The sequence below is a fragment of the Acutalibacter sp. LFL-21 genome (assembly GCF_025630755.1).
GTDB classification, from domain to species: Bacteria; Bacillota; Clostridia; order Oscillospirales; family Acutalibacteraceae; genus Acutalibacter; species Acutalibacter stercoravium.
The window spans coordinates 43317-68764 of record NZ_JAOTNT010000009.1 but is presented as its reverse complement, the minus strand read 5'-3'; the positions used below and the strand labels follow the sequence as shown (position 1 = coordinate 68764).

Here is a 25448-nt window from a genome sequence, read left to right as displayed (position 1 = left end):
CGTCCCCGCCCAATGGAACGGAGGAGAAGACCATGCGGCCAAAGAAAACGCCCATGCGCATGTGCCTGGGCTGCAATGAGATGAAGCCCAAAAAGGAACTGGTGCGGGTGGTAAAGGCCCCTCAGAAGGAGGAGGCCGCCCCCCCAGAGATCTCTTTGGACCTGACCGGCAAAAAGCCGGGCCGGGGGGCCTACCTCTGCCGGGACGCCCAGTGCCTGCGGCTGGCCCGCAAGTCCCGGCGGCTGGAGCGAGCCTTCTCCTGCAAGATCCCCGAGGAGGTCTACGACCGCATGGAGGAAGAGATCCAGCGGGCCCAGCAGGCCCAGGAGGAGGCGGCCCAGGCGGCCAGCGTCCCCCGGGACGAGAAGGGGCGGCCCATCATCGTCATCGAAGAGCCGGAAGAGGCCCTTCCCCAGAGGAGAGGGGGCGGCAGCGGTGGATAAGCTGCTCTCTTTGCTGGGCCTGGCCAGAAGGGCCGGGAAGATAGAGCCCGGGTTCGACGCGGCGGCCACCGCCGCCAAAAGCGGGAAAGCGGCCCTGCTGCTGGCTGCCCGGGACATTTCAGAGAAAACGGTAAAGAACCTGCGCTATGAGGGGGACCGGGCCGGCATCCCCACCCTGCGGGTGAGCGCCGGCATGGAAGAGCTGGGCCGGGCCTGCGGCGTGCGGGCCGGGGTGCTGGCCTTGACAGATCCAGGCTTCGCCAGGGCTGTGCAAAAGCTGGCGGGGGCCCCATCGGAAGAGAAGGAGGAACATGCCCATGATGATTAAATACAGAGTGCGGGAAGTGGCCAAGGATTTGAACATCCCCAACAAGGACGTGCTGGACACCCTGGCAAAGTATTTCCCCGAACCCAAAAAGTATATGACCGCCCTGACCGAGGAAGAGCTGGACGTGGTCTTTGAGGCCTTTACCCAGCAGCGGAATATGGAGAGCCTGGACGCCTATTTTGCCCAGCGGGAAGCAGCTGCCCCCGCCCAAGAGGCCGCCCCGGCCCCCAAGGCGCCTCAGAAAGCCCCGGCTTCCAAGGGGGAGGCCTCTCAGAAGGCCCCCGAGGGCCGCAGGCAGGAAAAGGGCCAGGCCCCTGCCCCGCAGGCCGCGCCCCAGGTGCAAAAGCCTGCCGCCCCTGCGCCAGAGGCCCACAAGCAGCCGGTTCGCCGCGTGGTGGACACCCGTTCCTCCAACGTGAATATCGACAAGTACAACGAGAAATATGACCAGCTGGCCGACCAGAAGGTGAAAACCCGCACCGACAACGTGGTGACCAAGCAGAAGTTCCCCAACCGGAACAGCCAGCGCCGTGGCCAGCGCCGCGGCAAGCGGGAGACCGAGGCCGAGCGCTTGAACCGCATCGCCCGGGAGCGGGCCGCCAAGCACATCACCATCGAGGTGCCGGACGAGATCACCGTGGGCGAGTTTGCCCTGCGGCTGAAGGTCTCCGCCCCGGAGGTCATCAAAAAGCTGATGAGCCTGGGCGTGTTCGCCGCCATCAACGACACCATCGACTTTGACACCGCCGTGCTGGTGGCTGACGAGTTCCACGCCAAGGTGGAGAAGGAAGTGGTGGTCACCATCGAGGAGCGCATCATCGACGACAGCGAGGACGATGAGGCCAACCTGGTGCCCCGCGCCCCCGTGGTGGTGGTGATGGGCCACGTGGACCACGGCAAGACCTCCATTCTGGACGTGATCCGCCACTCCCACGTCACCGAGGGCGAGGCCGGCGGCATCACCCAGCACATCGGCGCCTACCGGGTGCAGGTGGACGGCCGGGACATCACCTTCCTGGACACCCCCGGCCACGCGGCCTTTACCACCATGCGCGCCCGCGGCGCCCAGGTGACGGACATTGCCGTGCTGGTGGTGGCCGCGGACGACGGCATCATGCCCCAGACCGTGGAGGCCATCAACCACGCCAAGGCCGCCGGGGTGTCCATCATTGTGGCCATCAACAAGATGGACAAGGAGGGCGCCAACCCCGAGCGGGTGAAGGAACAGCTCACCGAGTATGAGCTGGTGCCCGAGGAGTGGGGCGGCGACACCCCCTGCATCCCCGTTTCCGCCCATACCAAGCAGGGCATTGACGATTTGCTGGAGATGATCCTGCTGACCGCCGACATGATGGAGCTGAAGGCCAACCCGGACCGTGCCGCCAAGGGCACCGTCATCGAAGCCCGCCTGGACAAGGGCATGGGCCCTGTGGCCACTGTGCTGGTGCAGAACGGCACCCTGCGCGCCGGGGATACCATTGTGGCCGGCACCACTGTGGGCCGTGTGCGCTCTATGATGGACGACCGGGGCCGCCGGGTGAAGGAAGCCGGGCCCTCTGTGCCTGTGGAGATCACCGGCCTGAACGATGTGCCCGTGGGCGGCGATATCTTCAACGCGGTCTCTGATGAGCGCCTGGCCCGGGAACTGGTGGAACAGCGCCTGACAGAGCAGAAGGAGGCCCAGTTCAACTCCCAGACCAAGGTCACCCTGGACAATCTGTTCGAGCAGATGAAAGAGGGCGACATGAAGGAGCTGAAGATCATTGTCAAGGCCGACGTGCAGGGCTCTGTGGAGGCCGTGCGCCAGTCCTTGGAGAAGCTTTCCAACGACGAAGTGCGGGTGCACATCATCCACGGGGCGGTGGGCGCCATCAGCGAAAGCGACGTTATGCTGGCCAACGCCTCCAACGCCATTATTGTGGGCTTTAACGTGCGGCCCGACCCCGTGGCCGAGGAGAACGCCAAGCGGGACGGCGTGGACATGCGGCTGTACCGCATTATCTACGACTGCATCGAGGAGATTGAGTCCGCCATGAAGGGCATGCTGGCCCCCAAGTACCGGGAAGTGGCTTTGGGCCGTGCCGAGTGCCGGGAGACCTACAAGATCTCCAACGTGGGCATGGTCATTGGCGGCCACGTCACCAGCGGCAAGATCACCCGCAACGCCCAGGTGCGCGTGGTGCGGGACGGCATCATTGTGGCCGACGACAAGGTGGCCTCCCTGCGGCGCTTTAAGGACGACGTGCGGGAAGTGGCAGAGGGCTACGACTGCGGCATCACCCTGGAGAAGTTCTCCGACATCAAGCAGGGCGACGTGCTGGAGGCCTACGAGATGGAGGAGTACCGGGAATAAACCGCGAAGCGGCGTAAAAGTTTTCGGTGCAGCCTTTTTCAAAAGGCTGCGACCTTAAAAAGCAAAGCGCAGCTTTGCGAAGAGAAAGGTAGGAGAACTGTCATACCAGGGCGAAGCCCTGTGAACAGTTCTCCGGACTTTTTTCACCTTGCTAGTATTTTTTCAAAAATCCCAGCGGAAGGCCATCCGAGCTTTGGCCTATGCGCTGCGCGCCGTGCGGCCGGAAGCTCTACATTCTTTCCCGGCTGCGCCCCAAGGGCAAGACCGTAAGGCTCCGCCTTACCAACCGCAAACTTTTGAAAAAGTTTGACCAAAACTTTGACGCGCCTTCGGCGTTTACATGTTTTCCACTTTTTTGCAAAGGAGGCATCGCTATGCCTAGCTTTAAAATCGACCGCACCACTGAGGACATCCATCGGGAGCTCACCGCCATCCTGCGGGAGGTGAAGGACCCCCGGGTGAAGGACTGCCTCCTCAGCCTGGTGCGGGTGGAGGTCACCAACGACCTCTCCTACTGCACGGTCTACGTCAGCACCATGGAGGGCTTAGAGCGCTCCAAAACCGCCGTGCAGGGCCTGAAGTCCGCCGCCGGGTTCATCCGCCGGGAGCTGGGAAAGCGCCTCTCCCTGCGCCATGTGCCCCAGCTGATCTTCAAGGCCACCGATTCCATTGAGTACGGCACCCACATCTCCCAGCTGCTTCACGAGCTGGAGCCGGAACAGGCCGGGGACGAAGCTGCCCCCAGCCAGGAGGAGTAAGCCATGCTGGATTGCGCCCAAGCCGCAGCCCTGCTGCAGGGCTGGGACAAGATTTTGGTGATGAGCCATGCCTCCCCCGACGGGGACACCCTGGGCTCTGCCAGCGCCCTGCTGCGGGGCCTGGCAAGCCTGGGTAAGGAGGTGGCCTTCTTCTGCGCCGACCCGGTGCCGGAGAAGTTCGCTTTCCTGTTTGAGGGCTTGGCCCTGGGAACCTTTGAGCCGGAGCATGTGATGGCAGTGGATGTGGCGGACAAGAAGCTGCTGGGGAAAAACGCTCCCCCGGAGTACCTTGCCCGGGCGGAGCTGGCCATTGACCACCACGGCACCCATGTGCCCTTCGCCCGGGAGCGCTGGGTGGAGCCGGAGGCTGCCGCCACCACGGAGATGATCTGGGCCCTGCTGGGACAGCTGGGGGTGGAGCTGGCCCCCGCCGTGGCGGACTGCCTGTACACGGGCCTGGCCACGGATACCGGCTGCTTCCGCTACCAGAACGTGACCCCCCGCACCCTCCGCATTGCCGCGGACCTGCTGGAGCGGGGCGCCCGGGCGGCGGAGATCAACCGGGCCATGTTTGAGAGCAAGTCCAAGGCCCAAGTGGAGGCGGAGCGCCGGGCCATGGACTCCATGCGGTTTTCCAGCGGCGGCAAATGCGCCCTGGTGACTCTGCCCTACAGCATCTTCGCCGAGACCGGCGCCCAGGAAAGCGAGCTGGAGGGCATTGCCGCCATGCCCCGGGAGATCCAGGGGGTGGTGCTGGGCGTCACCCTGAAGGAAAAGGAGGACGGCGCCGTGAAGGTGTCGGTGCGGGCTAACCCCCCGGCGGACGCCTCAGCGCTGTGCGGGCGCTTTGGGGGCGGCGGCCACCAGGGGGCGGCTGGCTGCTCGTTGGGAAAGGTCTCCCTGGAGGAGGCCCAACAGAAAATGGAGGAGGCCTGCGGCTCTTATTTGGCAGAGCTGGGGCTTTTGTGAGAGATCTGCGCAGGGGCGGCCCGGGGGCCGGCCCTGCGCTGGCATAGGGAACCTGTGAAAGGAGAGAGCTCAATGGAGGAAAGGCTTGTTCGGGAAATGATGCAGAGGGGCCGGGATTTCTTAAAATCCCGGGACACGGCGGAACTGGAGAAAAACGGCAGCGATTACAAAAGCGACCAGGAGCTGAAAAAGCCCCAGCCGCCCCTGGTGAAGCCCCCCATGACGGAAAACCGAATTGACCTGCCCCGGGACTTTGAGAACCTGGAGCTGGAGGACAACCTGTATCAGCTGCTGGTAAAGCGGAAGAGCAGCCGCGTCTACACCCAGGAGGGCATGAGCCTGCTGCAGCTCTCCTTCCTGCTGTGGGCCACCCAGGGCATCAAGTCCATCCGCGGCAAGAGCTACGCCACCATCCGCACGGCCCCCTGCGGCGGGGCCCGGCACCCCTTTGAAACCTACCTGCTGGTGCGCCAGGTGGAGGGCCTGCTGCCCGGCGCCTACCACTACCTGCCCATGACCCACCAGCTGGAGCTGCTCTCTCCTATGGAGGACCGGGAGGCCCTGGCGGACCTGATGGACCTTTCCCTGTGCGGCCAGCGGTGGGCTGCCAAGGGCAACGTGGTGTTCTACTGGAGCTTTGTCCCCTACCGCAGCGAGTGGCGGTATGGCATTTATGCTCACCGGATGATTATGGCGGACATGGGCCATGTGGGCGAAAACCTGTACCTGGCCTGCGCGGCCTTGGGCCTGGGCACCTGCGGCATCGGCGCCTATGACCAGAAGCTGTGCGACAAGACCTTCGGCCTGGACGGGGAGGAGGAGTTCACCCTCTACACCCAGAGCGTGGGCACCGTGAAGGCCGAGGATGAAAGCAAGGAAAAAGCCTTCTACAGCTTTGTGGAGGAGCAGGGATTGTGAGAAGCCGTGCCGAAGGAAGATAAACGTTTCGTCCACCATCACGGAGAAAGGAGGCAACCCATGAACGGCATCATCATATTGGACAAGCCCCAGGGGTTCACCTCGTTCGACGGGGTGGCGGTGCTGCGGGGCCTGGCCCATGAAAAAAAGATCGGCCACACCGGCACCCTGGACCCCATGGCCACCGGGGTGCTGCCCATCCTGCTGGGGCGGGCGGCCAAGGCCCTGAACTTCCTGCCGGACACGGACAAGGAGTATGTGGCCTCTTTCCGCCTGGGAGAGCGCCGGGACACCGGGGACATCACCGGGCAGGTGGTGGAGGAAAGCCCTGCCCTTGTCTCCCAGCAGGCCCTGGAGGCCGCCCTGCCCGCCTTCCGTGGGGAGATCTTGCAGGTGCCGCCCATGTACTCCGCCGTGTCCGTAAACGGCAAGCGCCTGTATGAGCTGGCCCGTAAGGGCCTGGAGGTGGAGCGGCAGGCCCGGCCGGTGACAGTCTCCCGGCTGGAGCTGCTCTCCTACGACCCCCAGAGCCGGGAGGGCCGCCTGCGGGCCGCCTGCTCCAAGGGGACGTACATCCGGGTGCTGATCGAGGACATCGCCAAAGCGGCGGGGTCTTGCGGCACCATGACCGCCCTGCGCCGGGTGCGGGCCTGCGGCTTTGAAGAGGGGGACGCCCGCTCCTTAGAGGAGCTGAGGGCCCTGGCGGAGGAGGGCCGCCTGGAGGAGGCCCTGCGCCCGGTGGAGAGCCTGTTCGCCGCCTACCCGGCGGTGTGGGTCAGCCCGGCCCAGGCCACCCGGTTTCAAAATGGTGGCGGCTTGGATCTGGCCCGGCTGCGGAAGCGCCCGCCAGAGGGCCTGTGCCGGGTACGGTCCCCCCAGGGCACATTCTTGGGGCTGGGCCGGGCAGACTGGGAAACCGGGGAGCTGCGCTTTGTCAAAGCCTTTTGGGAAGGGGAAAACACACCATGAAAATTATCCGCACCTTGGAGGAGATGGGGGAAGCCGCCCCCTGCTCCTTGGCATTGGGGGCTTTCGACGGCCTGCACCGGGGCCACATGGCAGTGATCCACGCCGCCTGCGCCCCAGGGGAAGAGGGCGCTTCCCTAGAGCCTGCGGTGCTCACCTTTGCCCGCAGCCCCTCGGGCAACAGCGCGGTGCTCACCGGCCGGGATAAGGAGCGCCTGCTGGAAGCCGCGGGCGTGGAACGGCTGTACTCCCTGGACTTTGCCGCCGTAAAGGACTGGGAGGCGGAAGCCTTTGTCCAGCAGGTGCTGTTCGCAAAATGCGGCGCCCGCCGCCTGTGCTGCGGGGAGGATTTCCGCTTTGGGAAAGGGGCCCGGGGAGACGTGGCCCTGCTGCGCCGCCTGTGCCAACAGGCCGGGGCAGAGCTGTATGTGGCGCCCCCTGTGCGGGAAGGGGAGCAAAAGGTCAGCTCCACCCGCATTCGGGCGGCGGTGGAGGCCGGGGACATCCCCCTGGCCAACCGGCTGCTGGGGCGGCCCTTCGGCTTCTCCTTAGAGGTCATCCACGGCAACCACATCGGCACGGGGCTGGGCACCCCCACCATCAACCAGGCCATCCCAGAGGGGTTTGTGCTGCCCAAGTTTGGGGTGTACGCCAGCTGGTGCCGGGTGGGGGGCGAGTATTTCTACGGGGTGACCAACGTGGGGGTCAAGCCCACGGTGGGCTCGGACCGGGTGCTGGCAGAGACCTGGATGCCCGATTTTCAGGGGGATTTGTACGGCAAGCGGGTGCGGGTGTTCCTGTTGGAATTCCTTCGGCCAGAGCGGAAGTTTCATTCTTTAGACGAATTAAAAGCCGCCATCCGGGAGAATGGAGAGCAGGCCAAGGCTGTCACTTCCCGGATTTCCCCTCCATATTTCCCGCAAACCACTTTACAAGAGGCAAAGTCCGTGATAAAATAATCAAGCTACCCGCCCCTCGGATAAGGGAGTCACCAACCCCTACCTGTGGACCGGGTGAATTTTAAGCGGCAGAGGCCGCGGAAAAGGTGGAATTTCCATGACAAAGACTGAAAAGACCGAGATTATCCAGAAGTATGCCCGCCATGAGGGCGACACCGGTTCTCCTGAGGTGCAGATTGCCGTGCTGACCAAGCGCATCAACGACTTGACCGAGCACCTGCGCCAGAACAAGAAGGACCATCATTCCCGCCGCGGCCTGCTGAAGATGGTTGGCCAGCGGAGAAACCTTCTCAACTACCTGACCAAGATCGACATTGAGCGCTACCGCGCCATCATTGCCGAGCTGGGCATCCGTAAGTAAGAGAAAAGCAGCGGGCTGTGGCTGCGGGCCTTTTGGGCCGGCGGGCACAGCCTTTCGCTCTTTTTGGGGCGGAACCTGTTTTACAAGCAAACCAGCCGGAGAGACGTCCGGCCGGCTTGTTTCCTTGTCAAACAGGCCCGCCCTTTGAAAAACCGCCCTGGCGGGAGCGGCCAGGGAGAAAGGAACCTGTTATGTTCGAGAATTTTAAAGTGTTCGAGACAGAGCTGGCGGGCAGGCCCCTGGTGATTGAAACCGGCAAAATGGCCCAGCTGGCCAATGGGGAGTGCCTGGTGCGCTATGGGGACACCGTGGTCCATGTGGCGGCCACCGCCTCTGCCAAGCCCCGGGACGGCATCGACTTTTTCCCCCTCTCGGTGGATTTTGAGGAAAAGCTGTACTCTGTGGGCAAGATCCCCGGCTCCTTTTTAAAGAGGGAGGGCCGCCCCAGCGAAAAGGCCACCCTCACCTGCCGGATGATTGACCGGCCCATCCGTCCCCTGTTCCCCAAGGACATGCGCAACGACGTGTCCATTGTCTGCACGGTTATGTCTGTGGACCAGGACAACTCCCCGGAGATCGCCGCCCTCATCGGCACCTCCATTGCCCTGTCCATCTCCGATATCCCCTGGAAGGGCCCCATTTCCGGCGTTTCCGTGGGCCTGGTGGACGGTGAGTTTGTCATCAACCCCAACGCCGCCCAGCGCAAGGTCAGCCAGATGGCCGTCACCGTGGCCTCCACCGACGAGCGCATTGCCATGATCGAGGCCGGCGCCAACGAGGTCTCTGACGAGGATATGTATAACGGCATCATGGCCGGCCACGAGGCAAACCAGAAGATCATCGAGTTTATCAAGGGCATCCAGGCCGAAATCGGCAAGGAGAAGTTCCAGTACCCCTCCAACAAGCCGGAGCCCGGCATGTTTGAGGCCATCCGGGACTACGCCGAGGACGCGGTCCGGGCCGCCCTGGACACCGACGACAAGAACGTGCGGGACGAGCGCCTGAAGCCCGTTTATGAGGACGTGCACGAGCACTTTGCCGCGGAGTACCCCGAGCAGGAGGCCAAGATCGACGAGTGCCTGTACCTGACCCAGAAGTATGTGGTGCGCCGCTGGCTTTTGGACGAGCAGAAGCGTGTGGACGGCCGCGGCATGGACGACATGCGCCCCCTGGCCGCTGAGGTGGGCCTGCTGCCCCGCGTCCACGGCTCCGGCATGTTCACCCGTGGCCAGACCCAGGTGCTCACCGTGGCTACCCTGGGCTCCATCCGGGACAACCAGCTGCTGGACGGCATTGACGAGGAGGAGAGCAAGCGGTACATCCACCACTACAACTTCCCCTCTTACTCTGTGGGCGAGACCAAGCCCAGCCGGGGCCCCGGCCGCCGGGAGATTGGCCACGGCGCTTTGGCCGAGCGTGCCTTGGTGCCCGTCATCCCCAGCGTGGACGAGTTCCCCTACACCATCCGCCTGGTCAGCGAGGTGCTGTCCTCCAACGGCTCCACCAGCCAGGCTTCCATCTGCGGCTCTACCCTGGCCCTGATGGATGCGGGCGTGCCCATCAAGGCCCCTGTGGCCGGCATCTCCTGCGGCCTGATCACCGAGGGAGACCGCTGGATGACCATGGTGGACATCCAGGGCATCGAGGATTTCTTCGGCGACATGGACTTTAAGGTGGGCGGCACCAAGAAGGGCATCACCGCCATCCAGATGGATTTGAAGATCCAGGGCCTGACCCCCGCCATGGTGAAGGAAGCCCTGGAAAAGACCCACAAGGCCCGCAACTATATCATTGACGAAATCATCTTGAAGGCCATTCCCGAGGTGCGCCCCGAGCTCTCCCCCTACGCCCCCAAGATGCTCTCCACCCAGATTCCCGTGGACAAGATCCGGGAGGTCATCGGCAGCGGCGGCAAGGTCATCCAGAAGATCTGCGCCGAGTGCGAAGTGAAGATGGACGTGGAAGAGGACGGCCATGTGTTCATCTCCGGCCTGGATCTCCAGAAGTGCCAGCGGGCTTTGGACATTGTGGACACCATTGTCAACGACCCCGAGCCCGGCTCCTACTACAACGGCCGCGTCACCCGGCTGATGGACTTCGGCGCCTTTGTGGAGATTGCCCCGGGCAAAGAGGGCCTGGTGCACATCTCCCGCCTGGACGTGAAGCGCACCGAGAAGGTCACCGACGTGGTGAACGTGGGCGACATCGTCAAGGTGAAGGTGCTGGAGATCGACGACAAGGGCCGCCTGAATCTCAGCCGCCGGGACGCCCTCATCGACCTGGACGGCGCTGTGCCGGAGAACGATATCTCCGAGAAGCCCCGCCGGGAGCACCGCGATAGGGACCGCCGGCCCCGGAGAGAGCACCGGGAGTAAACCCATAGCCGGGCGGAGCACTTGAACGCCCGTTTCCACATCCTGCAATCAAACAGGCCAGCGCCGCACCCAGGCAAGGTGTTGGCGCTGGTTTTTGTTTGCGAAAGGCGGAAACGGCGCTTCCTGGTTCCCGGGTCCATTTGCAAGCAAAGCTCCCTTTTGCGTGGAAGGCCCTGGGACGCTGCCCGTGCTCTGCTGCCTTTTTGAAGAAGGTGGATGAAAAACTCCCTTGCAATGCGTTCTATTTTAGTAAAGCAATACATTGTTTTCCCCGCTTCCCTGTGGTAACATGAAACTATCAATTTCCATGGAAAGGAGTCCTCCCCATGACATTTCAAGAGTATTTCCAGCAGGTGAAAGCCCGCTTTCTGGGCGCTGACATCTCCGCGGTCTCCGACCCCACCCGCATCCAGATCAACCTCACCGGCCAGGCCGCCGGCACCTTCTACGTGGAGATCAAGGGCGGGAACTTAGCCATCGAGCCCTATGAGTATCACGACCGGGATGTGGAGATCACTATTTCCAGCGAGAATTTCCAGAAGCTCATCGACGGCAAGCTGGACCCCGTGGCCGCCTTTACCTTTGGCAAGCTGAAGGCCCAGGGGGATTTGGGCAAGGCCCTGGAGCTGAAAAAGCTGCTGAAGTAAAAAGATTCAACAGAAAGGAGGGCGCCTGTGGAGAAAAAAGCCCTGATCGCCATGAGCGGCGGCGTGGATTCCAGCGTAGCGGCCCTGTTGTGCCAGCAGGCGGGCTTCGACTGCATGGGTGTCACGCTCAAGCTCTATGACAACGAGGACGCGGGCCTTCCCCGGGAGAAGACCTGCTGCTCGGTGGACGACGTGGCCGACGCCCGCAGCGTGGCCTTCCGCCTGGGGATGCCCTTTTATGTGTTCAACTTTAAAGAGGCCTTCCGGCGGGAGGTGATGGACCGGTTCGTCCAGGCCTATGAGCGGGGCGAGACCCCCAACCCCTGCGTGGACTGCAACCGGTACATCAAGTTTGAGAAGCTGATGCGCCGGGGGGAGGAGGTCGGCTTCCCCTACATTGCCACGGGGCACTACGCCCGGGTGGAGTTCGACGGGGCCACAGGCCGGTGGCTGCTGAAAAAGGGCCTGGATGAAAACAAGGACCAAAGCTACATGCTCTGGTCCCTGACCCAGTGGGAGCTCTCACGGCTGCTGCTGCCCCTGGGGGGCCTGACGAAGGAGCGTGTCCGCCAGCTGGCGGAGGAGCACGGCTTCCTCAACGCCCGCAAGCGGGACAGCCAGGACATCTGCTTTGTGCCCGACGGGGACTACGCCGCCTTCATCCGCCGCTACGCCGGGAAGGAGTTCCCCCCGGGGGCGTTTGTGGGCACCCAGGGGCAGGTCTACGGCCAGCACAAGGGGATCATCCACTACACCGTGGGCCAGCGCAAGGGCCTGGGGCTTTCTTTCCCCCAGCCCATGTTCGTCAAGGAGCTGGACGTGGAAAAGAACCGGGTGGTGCTCGCTAAGGCCGAGGAGCTGTTCTCGCAAGAAGTGATCGCCCGGGACATCAATCTCATCTCTGTGGAGAGCATCCCAGCGCCCCTGCGGGTGAAGGCCCGGGTGCGCTACCGGCAAAAGGAACAGCCCGCCACCGTGCTGCAAACCGGCCCCGATGAGCTGCGGGTGGTGTTCGACCAGCCCCAGCGGGCCGTGACCCCGGGGCAGTCCCTGGTGCTGTACGATGGGGACACCGTGGTGGGCGGCGGGAAAATTGCCCGCAAGTAAATGGAAAGGATGGGCTGTGGCCTCAAACATATGGAACTGAAAGAAGCGGAAATTTTAGTGGTGAAGGTGGGCACCTCTACCCTCACCTATGAAAACGGGAAAGTGAACCTGCGGCGCATGGAGGAGCTGTGCCGCACCCTCTCGGATTTGCAGAACGCCGGGCGAAAGCTGGTGCTGGTTTCCTCTGGGGCCATTGGCGTGGGCATGGGTAAGCTGGGCCTGCCCCAGCGGCCGGAGGAGACGGAGAAAAAGCAGGCCCTGGCGGCTGTTGGCCAGTGCGAGCTGATGTTCCTCTACGACAAGTTCTTCGGGGAGTACGGCCACACCGTGGCCCAGGTGCTGCTCACCGCCGACGTGGTGGACTTCCCCCGGGGCCGGGAGAACGTGCAGAACACTTTCCGGGAGCTGCTCTCCATGGGGGCGATCCCCGTGGTGAACGAGAACGACACCGTGGAGACCCAGGAGCTGGAGGGCAAGAACTTCGGCGACAACGACACCCTCTCCGCGGTGGTGGCGGGGCTGTGCGGGGCCCAGGGGCTCATCATCCTGACGGATATCGACGGCCTGTACGACGGGGACCCCCGGAAAAACCCGGCGGCCCGGCGCATCCCCCGGGTGGAGGAAGTCACCCCCCAGCTGGAGGCTTTGGCGGGAGGCGCGGGTTCCAGCCGGGGCACCGGCGGCATGGCCACCAAGCTGAAGGCCGCCAAGCTGGCCAAAAGCCAGGGCATCCCCACGGCCATCGTCAGTGGAAGCGACCTGAAAAGCATGTACCGCCTGCTGGAGGGGGAGGACGTGGGCACCCTGTTCCCTGTGCCTTAGGGCGTTCTTGTATGACAAAAGCAAAGGAGGCTGTACCATGACCATGAACGAAATGGGCGCCCGGGCCAAAACTGCGGCCCGGGCCCTTGCCAACGCGGGCCCTTTGAAGGAGACCGCCCTGCTTCGCGCCGCCCAGGCCCTTTGGGAGCGGCGGGAGGAGCTTTTGGCCGCCAACGCCCAAGACATGGAGGCTGGGAAAGAACGGGGCATGTCCCGGGCCCTGCTGGACCGGCTGGCCCTGACGGAGGCCCGGGTCCAGTCCATGGCACGGGCGGTGGAAGAGGTGGCCCAGGCCGCCGACCCGGTGGGACGGGTGCTCTCGGGGGAGACAAGGCCCAACGGCCTTCGGATTGAAAAGGTCACCGTGCCCCTGGGGGTCATCGGCATCATCTACGAGGCCCGGCCCAACGTCACCAGCGACGCGGCCGCCCTGTGCCTGAAGGCGGGCAACGCGGTCATCCTCCGGGGCGGGAAAGAGGCTTTCCGCTCCAACCAGGCAGTGGCAAACGTCCTGCGGGATGCCCTGGAAGAGGCGGGCCTGCCCGCGGACTGCGTTCAGCTGGTGGAGGACACCTCCCGCCAGTCCGCCCAGGAGCTGATGGCCCTGACGGACTATTTGGATGTACTCATCCCCCGGGGCGGGGCAGGGCTGATCCGCTCGGTGAAGGAGAACGCCCGGGTGCCGGTCATCGAGACGGGCGTGGGAAACTGCCACGTCTATGTGGACCGGGCCGCCGATTTGGACATGGCGGCAGAGATCATCTACAACGCCAAAACCTCCCGGCCCTCGGTGTGCAACGCCATCGAGACCATCCTGGTCCATGAGGAGGCGGCACGGGAGGCCCTGCCCAAGATCAAGGCCCGCTTGGACGAGAAGCGGGTGGAGCTGCGGGGCTGTGAAAAAGCCCGGGCCATCCTGCCGGGGATCGCCCCCGCCGCGGAGGAGGACTGGGAGACCGAGTACCTGGACTACATCCTGGCGGTGAAGGTGGTCTCCTCCCTGGAGGAGGCCCTGGAGCACATCCACCGGTACTCCACCCGCCACAGCGAGTGCATCGTCACCCAGGACTACACCGCGGCCCAGCGGTTTTTAAACGAGGTGGACAGCGCCGCGGTGTATGTAAACGCCTCCACCCGGTTTACAGATGGAGGCGAGTTCGGCCTGGGGGCGGAAATCGGCATTTCCACCCAAAAGCTCCATGCCCGGGGCCCCATGGGCCTGGAGCAGCTGGTCAGCTATAAGTTTTTGATCCGGGGCAGCGGCCAGGTGCGCTGAGTTACAGCAGCAAAAACAGCAGGGCAAAGAGCAGCTCCTGGTTCTTCTCCTCCCCGCTGAGAAGCAGCAGCAGGGCCAGGATGACGGTGCGCTCCTTGTCCTTGAAAAACGCCGCCAGGGCCCCCTCATCGGCGGGAGGCGCCGGCGGGGGCTGGGGGGCGGGCTCCTCCTCTGGGGGAGGGGGCTGCTGCGGGGGCCCCTCTTGGGAAGGCCGGCGCGGCGGCGGGATGCGTGCCCGGGCCTGCATCTCCCGGGCACGTCGGGCGGCCTCCTCCCGCATTTTTCCCATGTCCCATTCTCCCGGCATGCACCTGCCTCCTTTCTATAACAGACCGGACAGCAGCCCGGAAAATGCGCCGCTCTCTTTCAGCAGGGGCAACAGCCGCAGCATTTGCAGGATGCGGATGGCTTCATCCACCTTCTTCTGGCGGGCGTGGCCCAACAGGGGCCGCAGGGCCCGCAGCAGCCGGGTGGCGTCGTCCTCCTGGCCGGCCTGGGAGAGCAGCGGCCCCAGCCGGCTTACCAGGGAGAGGGTTTGGGGGGTAAGGCCCGCCAGCGCCGTGGTGGAGGGGTTCCCCGCGGGCTGGCTTCCGGCCAGGGCCCCCAGCAGGGAAGAAAGGTCCGGCCCAGCGGGGGCTGCCGTGGATGGCTCTGGGGCGGCGGCCTCGCTGGAGCCGCTGCCGCTGTTCAGGGAACGCAGCAGCCCCTGGATCTGCCCCATGGCCTGGGGGTCCGAGAGGATATTCTGGATCTGCTGGCTCAGGTCCTCCATGGGAAGGGCCCCCTTTCTCCCGGGACGGGCGTGGTATCAGGGCTTTGCTCCGCCCTGGCCGCCCAAAAGCTGCAACAGTTTTTGGGCCTGGGGTGTGGAGAGCAGCTTTTTGGCCGCCTCCGGGTCCGAGAGGACCTTTTGCAGGGCGGCGGCCTGTTGGCTGCCAGAGCGCCCCATCAGCTGGGAGAGGTCTCCCCGCTGGGCGGCTTCTTTTAAGGCTTGGGGCGTGGTGCCCATGCGCTGGGCGGTCAGCTTCAGCATGGCCTCCAGCTGTTTTTCATTGGGATGGGAAGTGTTGTCCATTCCCTATTTCCCCCTTTCCGGTGGGATGGGCCCCTGGGGGGCACGTTTCCATTGTATGCGCCGCGGGGGAAAAGGATGACTGGGAAGATCTTGGATGTGGAAAGGAAGAGGCAAGAAATGCGTATCCTAGTGGTGTCTGACAGCCACGGCAACGACGGGAACCTGCGCCGGGCCATTCTGGCCCAGCCAAAGGCAGAGGTGGTCATCCACCTGGGCGACGGGGAGGAGGAGCTGCTGCGGGCCAAGCGCTCGTTTCCGGAGAAGATGTTTTTGGCGGTGCGCGGCAACTGCGACTGGGGCTCTGCCCTGCCCCCCGTGGGGGAATACACGGCAGCGGGCGTGAAAATCTTTTACACCCACGGCCATTTGTACGGGGTAAAGTCCGGGCAGTACACCATTGTCTGCGCCGCCCGGGAGCGGAAGGCCCGGGTGCTGCTGTACGGCCACACCCACAACGCCTTTACGGACTATGAGGAGGGCCTGTACATGATGAACCCCGGCTCCCTCAACGGCTGGCAGGCCACCTACGGCACGCTGGATATCACCCCCCAGGGCATTGTGACAAACATTGTAAAACTCCCGTAAAGACGCCCTGTTTCGAGTTGACACGGAACACAAAAAATGGTAATCTTAATCATAGAAAACTAAGCATAATACCTGGGGGCTTTTGGGCCCCGGGCAAGGAAGGGAAGGTCTGCTATGACAGAATACGAAAGATGGCTGCAGCAGCCGCTGGATGACCAGGACTTGACCGAAGAGCTCCAGTCCATCCAGGGCCAGGAGGACGAGATTAACGACCGCTTTTACCGGGAGCTGGAGTTTGGCACCGCGGGCCTGCGGGGCGTGATCGGCGCGGGCACCAACCGGATGAACGTCTACACCGTGCGCAAGGCCACCCAGGGCCTTTCTAACTACCTGCTTAAGCACGCGGAGGGCAAGCCCCAGTCCGTGGCCATTGCCTATGACAGCCGCATCAAGGGCGTGCTGTTCTCCAAGGAGTCTGCGGCGGTGCTGGCCGCCAACGGCATCAAGGCCTATATCTATCCCCAGCTGATGCCCACCCCGGCCCTGTCCTACGCGGTGCGCCACCTGAAGTGCGACGCGGGCATCTGCGTCACCGCCAGCCACAACCCCGCCAAGTACAATGGCTACAAGGCCTATGGCAGCGACGGCTGCCAGATCACCGCCGACATGGCCGACGGCATCACCCAGGAGATCGGCGCCCTGGATATCTTCGCGGACGTGAAGAAGATGGACTTTGAAGAGGGCCGCAAGCAGGGCTTGATCGAATATATCGGCGACGAGACCATGGGTGCGTTCCTGGACGACGTGTACAAGGAGAGCCTGACCGGCGACGCCAGCAACCTGAAGCTGGTGTACACCCCCTTAAACGGCGCGGGCCGGGTGTGCGTGCTGCGCATTTTAGAGCGCATCGGCATTAAGGATGTGACCGTGGTGCCGGAGCAGGAGTATCCGGACGGCAACTTCCCCACCTGCCCCTACCCCAACCCCGAGTTCCGGGAGGCTTTGCAGAAGGGTCTGGAGCTGTGCGAGAAGGTCCAGCCCGACCTGCTGCTGGCCACCGACCCGGACAGCGACCGGGTGGGCATCGCCGTGAACCAGGGCGGCGAGTTCAAGCTGATGACCGGCAACGAGGTGGGCATCCTGCTGCTGGACTTTATCGCCCGGGTCAAGCAGGAACAGGGCAAGCTGCCCGCCCATCCCGTGGCGGTGACCACCATCGTCTCCACGGACATGGTGGACCCCATCGCCCAGCACTATGGCATTGAGATGCGCCGCTGCCTGACGGGCTTTAAGTACATCGGCGACATCATCGCCGACGTGGAGCAGAAAGAGGGCAGCTATGAGAGCTTCCTGCTGGGCTTTGAGGAGAGCTATGGCTACCTTTCCGGCGGCTATGTCCGGGACAAGGACGCCGTGGACGGCAGCATGCTCATCTGCGAGATGGCCTCTTACTACAAGCGCCAGGGCAAGACCCTGGTGGACGCCATGAACGACCTGTACGAGACCTATGGCTATTACCAGAACGCCACCCTGAACTTCGGCTTTGAGGGCGAGGACGGCATGAAGACCATGCAGAAGATTATGGACACCCTGCGCAGCGACCCGCCCGCAGAGATCGCCGGCACCAAGGTCATCGGCCGCAGCGACTATGAGGCCTCCCAGTCCTATGGGGACAAGGAGGGCGTCATCGACCTGCCCAAATCCAACGTGCTGGAGTACCGCCTGGAGAACGGCTGCAAGCTGATTGTGCGCCCCTCCGGCACGGAGCCCAAGATCAAGATTTACCTCTCCGGCAAGGGCGCCACCATGGAGGAGTCCCTGGCGGAGATCGAGAAGATGAAGGCCGCTGCTCCTGGGTTGCTGGGACAGTGAGAAACAGCGCGCGCTTTCTGTGAAGAAGGGCCGCCCCGGTTTTGGGGCGGCCCTTTTTGCGGGTCTGCCAGGGCGGGAAAGCGGCCCTTACCTCTGGCGCATCCCCATGCCGGGCTCCCCGCTGATCGGCGGCAGCAGGTTGTAGTTGTACCGGGGCCGGTCACCGGGCATGTAGAAGTAGACAAACTTCACCGAGAAGATGTCGCACACGATAAAGTTGTTCACATCCTCGTCGTACAGGGTGACGAAGCTGCGGCCCACAAAGTAGAGCATGCCCTGCTTGCGGATCATCTGCTCGGTGCCGATGAGGAACTCGATGACCACATATTCCCCGATGTTCTGAGCTAAAATGGCCTGCATCGAGCCCCGCATCTCCTCGCTGTCAAAGCTGGGCTGGGGCGGGGTGTTGAAATTGTCCATGCTGCGGCTGCCATCGGAAAGTTCCCGAAAATCGCTGCGGCCCCGCAGCCGGTCCATCTGGCTGTTGGGGCCATCGGGGCGGTTCCCTCTTCGTTCTGCCATAAACCATTTCCTCCTTCGCTTCAGGTCAGGGCATAGGCCTCTGTGGGGTTGTAAAAGCAGTGGTCCCCAATGCGGATGGCCAGCCGCCCCACACGGGAGGGGAAATTCTCCCGGCAGATGACAGAGAAGGGGTTGTAAAACCACAGGGCAAAGCCCAGGTTGGTCAGCCGGTTCCCCGCCATGGCCCAGTTGGCGATGTCGTAGTGCACCTGGGTGGGCCGCATGTTGTAGATGTTCTGCATGTTGTACTGGCCGCCCACGGTCTCCATGGCGCAGGTGAACTGCCCCTTTTGAAAGACCACCTCCCGAATGGTGTACAGCCGGCCATATTCGCCATAGTCCACCTCTACCCGGTTCATCACCACGCTGGCCACCGCCTTCATGCCGGACTCCCCCTCGCCGCCTGCTTCGCACTGGATAATGCGGGCCAAAAGCTCTTGGTCGGAATACGCCATTGCCATCTCCCCTCTCTCCACTTTCATTCCTATGGTCCCCCGCCCTGCGCCAGACCTGGGGGCGGGATTGGGCAAAGTAGAAATGTGGGGAGGGAAACTGCCTGCTTTTTGGAATATTTGCCGAAAGCGTGTTTTTCGTTTTTGGGGATTTCCATGGAGTCGAGTGGACTCTAATTCGGAAAAATATACACGTTTTTCCCAATTTTTTGCAATGATGAGAGCTTCCGCCTAGGTTGTGGCAGGGTTTTCCTGAAAAATCCCGTCGTTGTGTTCTGCATTTTTATGGTATACTATACAGAAGAGGAAGTTGGGAAAAACGAAAGGTGGTCACCCATGCGCTCCATCGAAGAGATCTCTAAAACAAACCCGGAAAAACCCCTGCTTGTGCAGGTGGATGGGCGGGAGTATTACCGCTGCCCCATCCACACCCATCAGATCAAAGTTGGGGAAAACCTCTCGGACTTGATGACCCAGTATGTCAAGCCCTATTTTGAAGAGGGGGACGTGGTGTATATCAGCGAAAAGATTGTCTCTCTGTGCCAGAGGGACATCATCCCCAAAGAGAGCGTAAAGCTCTCCCGCATGGCCAAATTCCTGGCCCGGTTCGCCAGCACCAACGACTCCGCCGGGATCGGTGTGCACAACGTGTACAAGATGCAGGTGGCCATTATGCTGTGCGGCAAGCCCAAGGTGCTCTACGCCGCCCTGGCCGCCGGCGTGGGCCGGATTTTCGGCAAGCGGGGCGTGTTTTATGAGATCACCGGCCCCCAGGTGGCGGGCCTGGACGGCTTTTACAGCACCTATTTTGAAAATTACAAAAACTTTGGCATCCTCTCCCCTAAAGAGCCGGACAAGGCTGCCGCCAAGGTGGAGGAGGAGACCGGCGTTCACTGCTGCATCGCCGATATCAACGACTTTGGCGGCGAGGTGCTGGCGGTGTCCCCCAAAGCCCCCATGGACAAGCCCCTGCTGCAAAAGCTGTTGAAGGACAACCGTGCCGGCAACGGCCACGAGATGACCCCCTTTGTCCTTATGCGGGAGAAGAAGGGATAACGCGCCCTATAGAAAAAAGGACCGCCCGGGAAGGCGGTCCTTTTTTGTTTCCAGGGGGAAGGCGCGTTTTGCGCTCACCCCTTGATGACGTCCCGGTTGTCCTTGATGTAGATGACGCCGGAGACCACCGTGAAGAAGGTGGCGATGACAATGAGCACCTGGCCGGCCAAAGTCATGCCGGGCAGGGCCGCGGGCACAAAGGTGCCGATGTACTGCATGAGCAAAATGGCGATGATGGCCACCATCTGGGAGACGGTCTTCAGCTTGCCCCAGTTGTTGGCGGCAATCACCCGCCCCTGCTCCACCGCCAGCAGGCGGATGGAGGTGATGGCGAACTCCCGCACCATAATCAGCAGTACGCACACCGTGGAGGCCAGGTCCAGCCTGACCATGCAGATCAGGGCGGAGACCACCAGGATCTTGTCCGCCAGGGGGTCCATCAGCTTGCCAAAGTTGGTGATCAGGTTGTCCCGCCGGGCGATCTTGCCGTCCAGGTGGTCGGTGTAAGAGGCGGCGCAGAACAGGATGAGGGCAAAGAGGTACCGGTGGGGCACAAATTCCGCTAGCATGAAGAACACGAAGAAGGGCACCATGATGATGCGCAGGATCGTCAGTTTGTTGGGAAGGTTCATGCTTCTTCCCCCTCCCACTCGCCGGCCAGGTCAGCGTCCATGCACTCGTGAATCTTCACTTTGACAAAGCTGCCCAGGCGGGGGCGCCGGCCCTCGGGCACGGTGAAGAACACCTTTCCGTCAATATCCGGGGCGTCCCGCCAGGAGCGGCCGAACCAGCACTCCGCGTACCGGTCGAAACCCTCCACCAGCACCTCCAGGGTCTGGCCCAGCAGCTCTTCCCCCTGGGCCTCCATAATGGCCATCTGGTCGTCCATCAGGATCTCCGCCCGGCGCTCCTTCACGTCCTCGTCGATCTGGTCCGGCAGCAGGGCGGCGGGGGTGTCCTCCTCCTGGGAGTAGGCAAAGCAGCCCATGCGCTCAAAGCGAACGTCCTTCACAAACTCCGCCAGCTGGGTGAAGTCCTCCTCGGTCTCTCCGGGGAAGCCGGTGATGAAGGTGGTGCGCAGCACCACGCCGGGCACCTTCTCCCGGATGCGCTCCATCAGGGCGGTCAGGCTGCGCCGGTCGCCCCGGCGGTTCATGGCCCGCAGAATCTTCCCAGAGGCGTGCTGCAGGGGCAGGTCGATGTAGGGCAGGATCTTCTCCTCCCGGGCCATCACCTCCAGCAGCTCGTCGGTGATGGAATCGGGATAGCAGTAGAGCACCCGCAGCCAGCACAGGCCGTCAATCCGGCACAGGCGCTCCATCAGCTTGGCCAAAGAGTACTCCCCGTACAGGTCGATGCCGTAGCGGGAGGTGTCCTGGGCGATGAGGATGAGCTCTTTGGCGCCGTTTGCCACCAGGGCGCGGCACTCCTCCTCAATGCTCTCCATGGTGCGGCTGCGGTAGCCCCCCCGGATGAGGGGGATGGCGCAGTAGGAACACCGGTTGTCGCAGCCCTCGGCGATCTTCACATAGGCAAAGTAGCTGGGGGTGGTCAGCACACGCTCCCCGCACAGGGGCATTTTGGATTTGTCTGGGAAGGACTCTACATACTGGTTCTTCTCCATCATCCGGGTGAGCAGCGGGGCAATGTCCCCGTTGGCGCCAATGCCGAGCACCGCGTCCACCTCGGGCAGTTCCTTGTGCATTTCGGCTTGATAGCGCTCGGAAAGGCAGCCGGTGACCACCAGCTTTTGGATGCGGCCCTCTTTCTTCAGCTGGGCCAGCTCCAGGATCTCCTCGATGGATTCCCGTTTGGTGCTCTCGATGAAGCCGCAGGTGTTGACGATGGCGATGTCCGCCAGGGCGGCGTCGTCCACGGTCTCGAAGCCGGCGTTTTTCAGCGAGGCCATCAGCACCTCGCCGTCCACCTGGTTTTTGGCGCAGCCCAGGCTGACCATCCCTACTTTATATGCCATGTGACTCTTCCTTTCTGTTATGAAAACTCCCGCTGGCCCTGCAGGTACAGGGCGATGCGGCGGTACAGCTCCTGCTTGTACTCCTCTTTCCGGGCGGGGCAGAGGGTGCCCTCGGTGCCCGCCACGGCCTCCCACTCCGCCAGGGGCATCCACTGGGCGGCGTCCGTCTCCCCAGCTTGGAAGCGGATGTCCTCCGGCTCCCCCTCCCAGGTGAGGGCGTAGATGTCAAAGTGGGCGTCGGTGCGGCGGTCCTCCCGCAGAAGGAGGGTCAGCTCCTGGGGGTCGGGGGCAAGGCCCGTCTCCTCCCGCAGCTCCCGCAGGATGGCCTGAAGGGAGGTCTCCCCCGCCAGGGCCGCCCCGCCGGTGTTCTCCCACCAGCCGGGGCACACGGCCTTCTCCTTGGCCCGCCGGGTGAGGAGCACCTCCCCCCGGGGGTTCAGGATGACCACGATCACCGCCAGGTGATAGGTCCCCTCCGGCACAGGCTCCCCCCGGGGATGGGTGCGCCCCAGGGGGACGCGGTTTTCGTCATATAGGTCCCAAAGTTCCATGGGCAAGCTCCTTGTAAATGAAACTGCGTACCGCGAAGCGGCGTGAAAGTTTTGCGGTATTAGCGCCCGGTGGGCACCTTCAAACACCGGGCTCCGCTCCGGCAGGCTGTCATTGGCAGACACCCCGGAGCGGGGCGCTTTCCTTTATCTTATCATTAAACCATAAAACGCAAAAAACCGCAAGCCTTCCGCCTGCGGTTTCCCCTTTTCCATACCTATTAGACGGCCGGAACAGGAAAATGTTACAGCCTTTTGAAAAAATTTTATTTCTCTTCCAGCTGCTCCTTGGCGGCCTCTACCGCCAGTTTTACATAGTCCCCCAGGGGGAGCTGTTCCACGCCCACCACGGTGACGGAGCACCGGTTCACGGGGATGAGCACTTTCTGGGCCCGGCTTTCGCTGACCGCCGCCGCCATGGCCGGGGTGATTTCCCCCCACAGGGCGTTGGCGGTGAGGATGCCCATGGGCCCGCAGATCACGTCGGCGTCCCGGGCGTTGACCACCACGGGGTTCTCCCCGGTGGCGGCGGCGTCGGCCCCAGCCTTCAGCATGGCGGCGGTGGCGGCGGAGTTGGCCCCCACGGCGATGATCTCCGCGGCGAGCCCCGCGGTCTTGCACTGGCTCACCAGGGCGGCGCCCATGCGCCCTCCCTGGCCGTCGATGACAAGAAGTTTTTTCTGTTTCATAAGTAACCTTCCTTATCGCGTTCCCATTATTCCCGGTAGTCCGTCTCCGCGGTGCGGGTGATGGTCAGCTGGCCGCCTAGGAAATCCTGGGCGGTTTTTCCGTTTACCGTCAGCTCTTCCCCCTGGCAGCGGATGGAGAGCTGGTCCAGGCCCTGGGTGTAGGCGGCGAAGGTGGCGGCCATGGCCTGGAGCATCCGCTCCCCCTCCTCCCCGGACAGGGAGGCCGCTTCCTGGGAAAATTCCAGAGTCAGGGAAAGGGTGTCCCCCAGGGTGTATGTAACGGTGCTGCCATCGCTGGATTCCGTGCCGCCGCTGTCCAGATTGGCGGAGAGCAGGGTGGTGCCCTCCGGCGCGCCGCCCAGCAGCACCATCTGCCGGAGAATGTCCTCCGGGCTGTAAGGGGTGTTGTGGACGATGTACTCCGCAAAGCCCCCCTCCTCCGGCACGAACACAGACACGTCCCCGGTCTCAATGGGAAGGGACACGGCGGAGTCTCCGTCGTAGCCCTCTTGGGTGATAACGCCCTCAATGGGCTGGGTGGGGGTGTAGGGCGCGCCGAACCAGCCGTACTCTACCCCCAAATAGGCTGCCGCGCACACGGCCACCACGCCCAGGGCCAGGTAGGGCATGGCGGCGTCCAGAAAGCGGCGGGCCCGGCGGCAGCGCTGCCGGGCGGCAAAGCCTCCCCGGCCCTGCTGGTCCAGGAACTCCTCCCACACCCGCTCCAGGTTGTCTTCCCCTGGGGCCAGGGCCTCCAGGTTGGCCCGGGCCTGCCCTTGGGTGATGCCCGCCTTTTTCAGGGCGCTTTCCGCCAGGCGCTGGGCCCGCAGGGGAGAGGTGCCCAGTACCCGGGCGCTCTCCTCCCCGGAAAGGCCCAGTCTCTCCCGGCAGAACAGGGCGGCCTTGTGGGCCAGGCGCAGCTTCATCACCTGGCGCAGGGGGTCCGTCAAGGTAAAGGGCAGGGCCCGGGGGACTTCCTCCAAGGGGGAGTCCTTTTTCTTTTTCCGGCGCTTGGGCCGCCGCAGAGAGTTGTCCAGGCAGTTGAGGTAGGCCGCCCGGAAGAACCCCTCCCGGGGGGAGGCGGCTTGGGCCCACAGCCTGGGGTTGGCGGCCATGTCGCACAGGGCGGCGGCCATCAGGTCCAGGGCCTGGGCAGGCCGCCCTGCCTGTAAGTAGCAAAGGGCGAACAGGTCCGCCCCGTATTGGTCGAACAGCTCTTTGAGCTGCTGGGTGGACAGGTCTGGCAAAGGGCTTCACTCCTTTTTGGATTTCATGGCCTTTTCCCGCTTTTTGCGCTGGCGGCGCTTCCTGCGCTTTTGGCGCCAGTTTTTTATATCGGCGCCAATGCCGCTCTGCTCCAGCCACACGCTGACCTCTGCCCCCAAAAACACGATATACATGCAGAAGAACAGCCAGAACATCAGGATGACCAGGGTGGCCAGGCCGCCGTAAATGGAAAAGTTGGAGAACTCCTCTACAAACAGGGAGAAAAAGTAGGAGAACAGCACCCACCCCGCGGCGGAAAAGGCCGCCCCTGCCAGGTTGCACAGGAAGGGGGCGCGGCGCTTGGGCACCCCGGCGTACAGCAGGGTGAAAAAGCACAGCAGCAGCACAAACCCCGCCAGGGATTTGAACCGCAGCAGGATGGCCGCGAACAGGGGCGGGGACTTTTCCAGCAGGAAGCGGTACAGGGTGCTGCCCAGCACCACCAGGGCCGCCGCCACAATCAGCGCCGCCGCAAAGACAACGACGCACAGCACCGCCATGGCCCGCAGGCGCACATAGCCCCGGGGCTCTTTGGCGCCGTAGATCTGGTCCAGGCCCTTGATGACCGCCACCATGCCCATGGAAGAGGACCACACCGCGGTGATCACCGCCACGGGCAGCACCCCGGTGGACTCCAGCGCGCTGGGGAGAAGGGACTCCAGATAGGCGGCCACGCTGTCGGGCAGGGCCCCCAGGGCCGCCTCGATGAGGGAGACGCCGTCGGAAAAGTGGATGCGCTGCATCAGCGTCAGCAGAAAGGCCACAAAGGGAAGAAAAGAGATCAGCAGGAAAAAGGCGCCGTGGGCCGCGGTGGAGTCCAGGCGGTCCCGGTCCATCCGGTCTAAAAACCAGAAGAGATGCTTTTTCAGCAGTTTCACCGGTCTTCCCCCTTCCGCCCCGCGGCGATTATCCTATAGTATACCACAAACGGGGAAGGATTACCACTGGCTCCCGCGGAAAGGGGTTGCTTTGGAGAGGGCCTGTCCCCCGGGGATGGAACCGGCCCCAGCAGCCGTCCACAAGCTGGGGACAGAAAGCGTTTCGCAAAATAAAAGGCAAAAAATTGCAAAAACAAGGGGGAAGGACGAGTGTCCGCGTGGCGGGGATTTGTGAAAAACGCTCGGAAAAAGCGGGAAAAAGAGGGCTGCGGCCCTCGGAAAAAGGTTACAGAGCTGCAATATTTTTG

The 25448-nt window shown here is 63.2% G+C and carries 28 protein-coding genes; 17 read left to right on the top strand and 11 right to left on the bottom strand.

What is annotated here, in order from left to right:
* The first annotated feature begins 32 nt into the window (after nucleotides 1–32).
* The 14 genes from rnpM to ODJ80_RS11305 all read left to right on the top strand — a co-directional run bounded on the left by rnpM (nucleotide 33) and on the right by ODJ80_RS11305 (nucleotide 14282).
* Entirely contained in the window at nucleotides 33–443 is a 411-nt protein-coding gene (gene rnpM / locus ODJ80_RS11370; protein WP_178863009.1) for an RNase P modulator RnpM, read from the top strand.
* Nucleotides 436–771: a L7Ae/L30e/S12e/Gadd45 family ribosomal protein gene (locus ODJ80_RS11365; protein ID WP_178863007.1), complete on the top strand. Its 336-nt coding sequence runs from the start codon at nucleotides 436–438 to the stop codon at nucleotides 769–771. The genes rnpM and ODJ80_RS11365 overlap by 8 nt, the downstream gene beginning before the upstream one ends.
* Nucleotides 761–3124, top strand: coding sequence for a translation initiation factor IF-2 (gene infB, locus ODJ80_RS11360; RefSeq protein ID WP_263042179.1), 2364 nt, complete (start codon nucleotides 761–763; stop codon nucleotides 3122–3124). Before ODJ80_RS11365 ends, infB begins: the two co-directional genes overlap by 11 nt.
* 374 nt (nucleotides 3125–3498) lie before the next feature.
* Nucleotides 3499–3882 (top strand): 30S ribosome-binding factor RbfA, encoded by a 384-nt coding sequence (gene rbfA, locus ODJ80_RS11355; protein ID WP_263042178.1) that lies wholly within the window; start codon nucleotides 3499–3501, stop codon nucleotides 3880–3882.
* A 3-nt stretch (nucleotides 3883–3885) separates the two neighbouring features.
* Nucleotides 3886–4851 carry a DHH family phosphoesterase gene (locus ODJ80_RS11350; RefSeq protein WP_263042177.1) on the top strand — a complete coding sequence of 322 codons (966 nt, stop codon included), beginning with the start codon at nucleotides 3886–3888 and terminating at the stop codon, nucleotides 4849–4851.
* 72 nt (nucleotides 4852–4923) lie between these two features.
* Nucleotides 4924–5769: a SagB/ThcOx family dehydrogenase gene (locus tag ODJ80_RS11345; RefSeq protein ID WP_263042176.1), complete on the top strand. Its 846-nt coding sequence runs from the start codon at nucleotides 4924–4926 to the stop codon at nucleotides 5767–5769.
* A gap of 60 nt (nucleotides 5770–5829) precedes the next feature.
* Entirely contained in the window at nucleotides 5830–6738 is a 909-nt protein-coding gene (gene truB / locus ODJ80_RS11340; protein WP_263042175.1) for a tRNA pseudouridine(55) synthase TruB, read from the top strand.
* On the top strand, nucleotides 6735–7694 hold the full coding sequence (gene ribF, locus ODJ80_RS11335) for a riboflavin biosynthesis protein RibF (RefSeq protein WP_178862995.1): 960 nt from the start codon (nucleotides 6735–6737) through the stop codon (nucleotides 7692–7694). Before truB ends, ribF begins: the two co-directional genes overlap by 4 nt.
* 97 nt (nucleotides 7695–7791) lie before the next feature.
* Entirely contained in the window at nucleotides 7792–8055 is a 264-nt protein-coding gene (rpsO, locus tag ODJ80_RS11330) for a 30S ribosomal protein S15 (RefSeq protein WP_177692191.1), read from the top strand.
* A gap of 191 nt (nucleotides 8056–8246) precedes the next feature.
* Nucleotides 8247–10430 carry a polyribonucleotide nucleotidyltransferase gene (locus tag ODJ80_RS11325; protein WP_263042174.1) on the top strand — a complete coding sequence of 728 codons (2184 nt, stop codon included), beginning with the start codon at nucleotides 8247–8249 and terminating at the stop codon, nucleotides 10428–10430.
* 326 nt (nucleotides 10431–10756) lie between these two features.
* Complete coding sequence (locus tag ODJ80_RS11320) at nucleotides 10757–11077, top strand: SCP2 sterol-binding domain-containing protein (protein ID WP_178862991.1); 321 nt, start codon at nucleotides 10757–10759, stop codon at nucleotides 11075–11077.
* 27 nt (nucleotides 11078–11104) lie between these two features.
* Nucleotides 11105–12184, top strand: coding sequence for a tRNA 2-thiouridine(34) synthase MnmA (gene mnmA / locus ODJ80_RS11315; RefSeq protein ID WP_263042173.1), 1080 nt, complete (start codon nucleotides 11105–11107; stop codon nucleotides 12182–12184).
* Nucleotides 12185–12214: 30 nt separating this feature from the next.
* Entirely contained in the window at nucleotides 12215–13006 is a 792-nt protein-coding gene (proB, locus tag ODJ80_RS11310) for a glutamate 5-kinase (RefSeq protein ID WP_263042172.1), read from the top strand.
* A 37-nt stretch (nucleotides 13007–13043) separates the two neighbouring features.
* Nucleotides 13044–14282, top strand: coding sequence for a glutamate-5-semialdehyde dehydrogenase (locus ODJ80_RS11305; RefSeq protein ID WP_317619911.1), 1239 nt, complete (start codon nucleotides 13044–13046; stop codon nucleotides 14280–14282).
* Between the two features lies 1 nt (nucleotide 14283).
* Here the strand turns inward: ODJ80_RS11305 and ODJ80_RS11300 are convergent, their stop codons facing one another.
* From ODJ80_RS11300 to ODJ80_RS11290, 3 genes are read right to left on the bottom strand one after another with little or no spacing between them, the layout of a single operon-like run.
* Nucleotides 14284–14589: a hypothetical protein gene (locus ODJ80_RS11300; RefSeq protein ID WP_263042171.1), complete on the bottom strand. Its 306-nt coding sequence runs from the start codon at nucleotides 14587–14589 to the stop codon at nucleotides 14284–14286.
* A 15-nt stretch (nucleotides 14590–14604) separates the two neighbouring features.
* On the bottom strand, nucleotides 14605–15054 hold the full coding sequence (locus tag ODJ80_RS11295; RefSeq protein WP_263042170.1) for a hypothetical protein: 450 nt from the start codon (nucleotides 15052–15054) through the stop codon (nucleotides 14605–14607).
* A gap of 36 nt (nucleotides 15055–15090) precedes the next feature.
* Nucleotides 15091–15357: a hypothetical protein gene (locus ODJ80_RS11290; RefSeq protein WP_178863195.1), complete on the bottom strand. Its 267-nt coding sequence runs from the start codon at nucleotides 15355–15357 to the stop codon at nucleotides 15091–15093.
* Nucleotides 15358–15474: 117 nt separating this feature from the next.
* Here ODJ80_RS11290 and ODJ80_RS11285 point away from each other — a divergent pair, with 117 nt between their 5' ends.
* Entirely contained in the window at nucleotides 15475–15942 is a 468-nt protein-coding gene (locus tag ODJ80_RS11285) for a YfcE family phosphodiesterase (protein ID WP_178512346.1), read from the top strand.
* Between the two features lie 114 nt (nucleotides 15943–16056).
* Nucleotides 16057–17754 (top strand): phospho-sugar mutase, encoded by a 1698-nt coding sequence (locus ODJ80_RS11280; RefSeq protein WP_178512349.1) that lies wholly within the window; start codon nucleotides 16057–16059, stop codon nucleotides 17752–17754.
* 87 nt (nucleotides 17755–17841) lie between these two features.
* On the opposite strand, the gene ODJ80_RS11275 is transcribed toward ODJ80_RS11280, so the two are convergent.
* Together ODJ80_RS11275 and ODJ80_RS11270 are read right to left on the bottom strand one after the other, a co-directional pair.
* Nucleotides 17842–18276 (bottom strand): hypothetical protein, encoded by a 435-nt coding sequence (locus tag ODJ80_RS11275; protein WP_263042169.1) that lies wholly within the window; start codon nucleotides 18274–18276, stop codon nucleotides 17842–17844.
* 20 nt (nucleotides 18277–18296) lie between these two features.
* Entirely contained in the window at nucleotides 18297–18731 is a 435-nt protein-coding gene (locus ODJ80_RS11270; protein WP_263042195.1) for a cell wall hydrolase, read from the bottom strand.
* Between the two features lie 333 nt (nucleotides 18732–19064).
* On the opposite strand from ODJ80_RS11270, the gene ODJ80_RS11265 reads away from it, so the two are divergent.
* On the top strand, nucleotides 19065–19784 hold the full coding sequence (locus ODJ80_RS11265; protein WP_263042168.1) for a coenzyme F420-0:L-glutamate ligase: 720 nt from the start codon (nucleotides 19065–19067) through the stop codon (nucleotides 19782–19784).
* A gap of 74 nt (nucleotides 19785–19858) precedes the next feature.
* On the opposite strand, the gene pgsA is transcribed toward ODJ80_RS11265, so the two are convergent.
* From pgsA to ODJ80_RS11235, 6 genes are all read right to left on the bottom strand, one after another.
* The gene (gene pgsA, locus ODJ80_RS11260) at nucleotides 19859–20416 is read right to left on the bottom strand and encodes a CDP-diacylglycerol--glycerol-3-phosphate 3-phosphatidyltransferase (protein WP_263042167.1); all 558 of its coding nucleotides are present in this window, start codon (nucleotides 20414–20416) and stop codon (nucleotides 19859–19861) included.
* Entirely contained in the window at nucleotides 20413–21759 is a 1347-nt protein-coding gene (gene rimO / locus ODJ80_RS11255) for a 30S ribosomal protein S12 methylthiotransferase RimO (RefSeq protein WP_263042166.1), read from the bottom strand. The genes pgsA and rimO overlap by 4 nt, the downstream gene beginning before the upstream one ends.
* Before the next feature lie 17 nt (nucleotides 21760–21776).
* On the bottom strand, nucleotides 21777–22310 hold the full coding sequence (locus tag ODJ80_RS11250; protein WP_263042165.1) for an NUDIX hydrolase: 534 nt from the start codon (nucleotides 22308–22310) through the stop codon (nucleotides 21777–21779).
* 263 nt (nucleotides 22311–22573) lie between these two features.
* A complete protein-coding gene (locus ODJ80_RS11245; protein WP_263042164.1) occupies nucleotides 22574–22996 on the bottom strand; it encodes a DUF3842 family protein in 423 nt (140 codons plus the stop codon).
* 26 nt (nucleotides 22997–23022) lie between these two features.
* Nucleotides 23023–24243: a hypothetical protein gene (locus tag ODJ80_RS11240; protein ID WP_263042163.1), complete on the bottom strand. Its 1221-nt coding sequence runs from the start codon at nucleotides 24241–24243 to the stop codon at nucleotides 23023–23025.
* Nucleotides 24244–24249: 6 nt separating this feature from the next.
* On the bottom strand, nucleotides 24250–25140 hold the full coding sequence (locus tag ODJ80_RS11235; RefSeq protein WP_263042162.1) for a YihY/virulence factor BrkB family protein: 891 nt from the start codon (nucleotides 25138–25140) through the stop codon (nucleotides 24250–24252).
* Nucleotides 25141–25448: the final 308 nt, after the last annotated feature.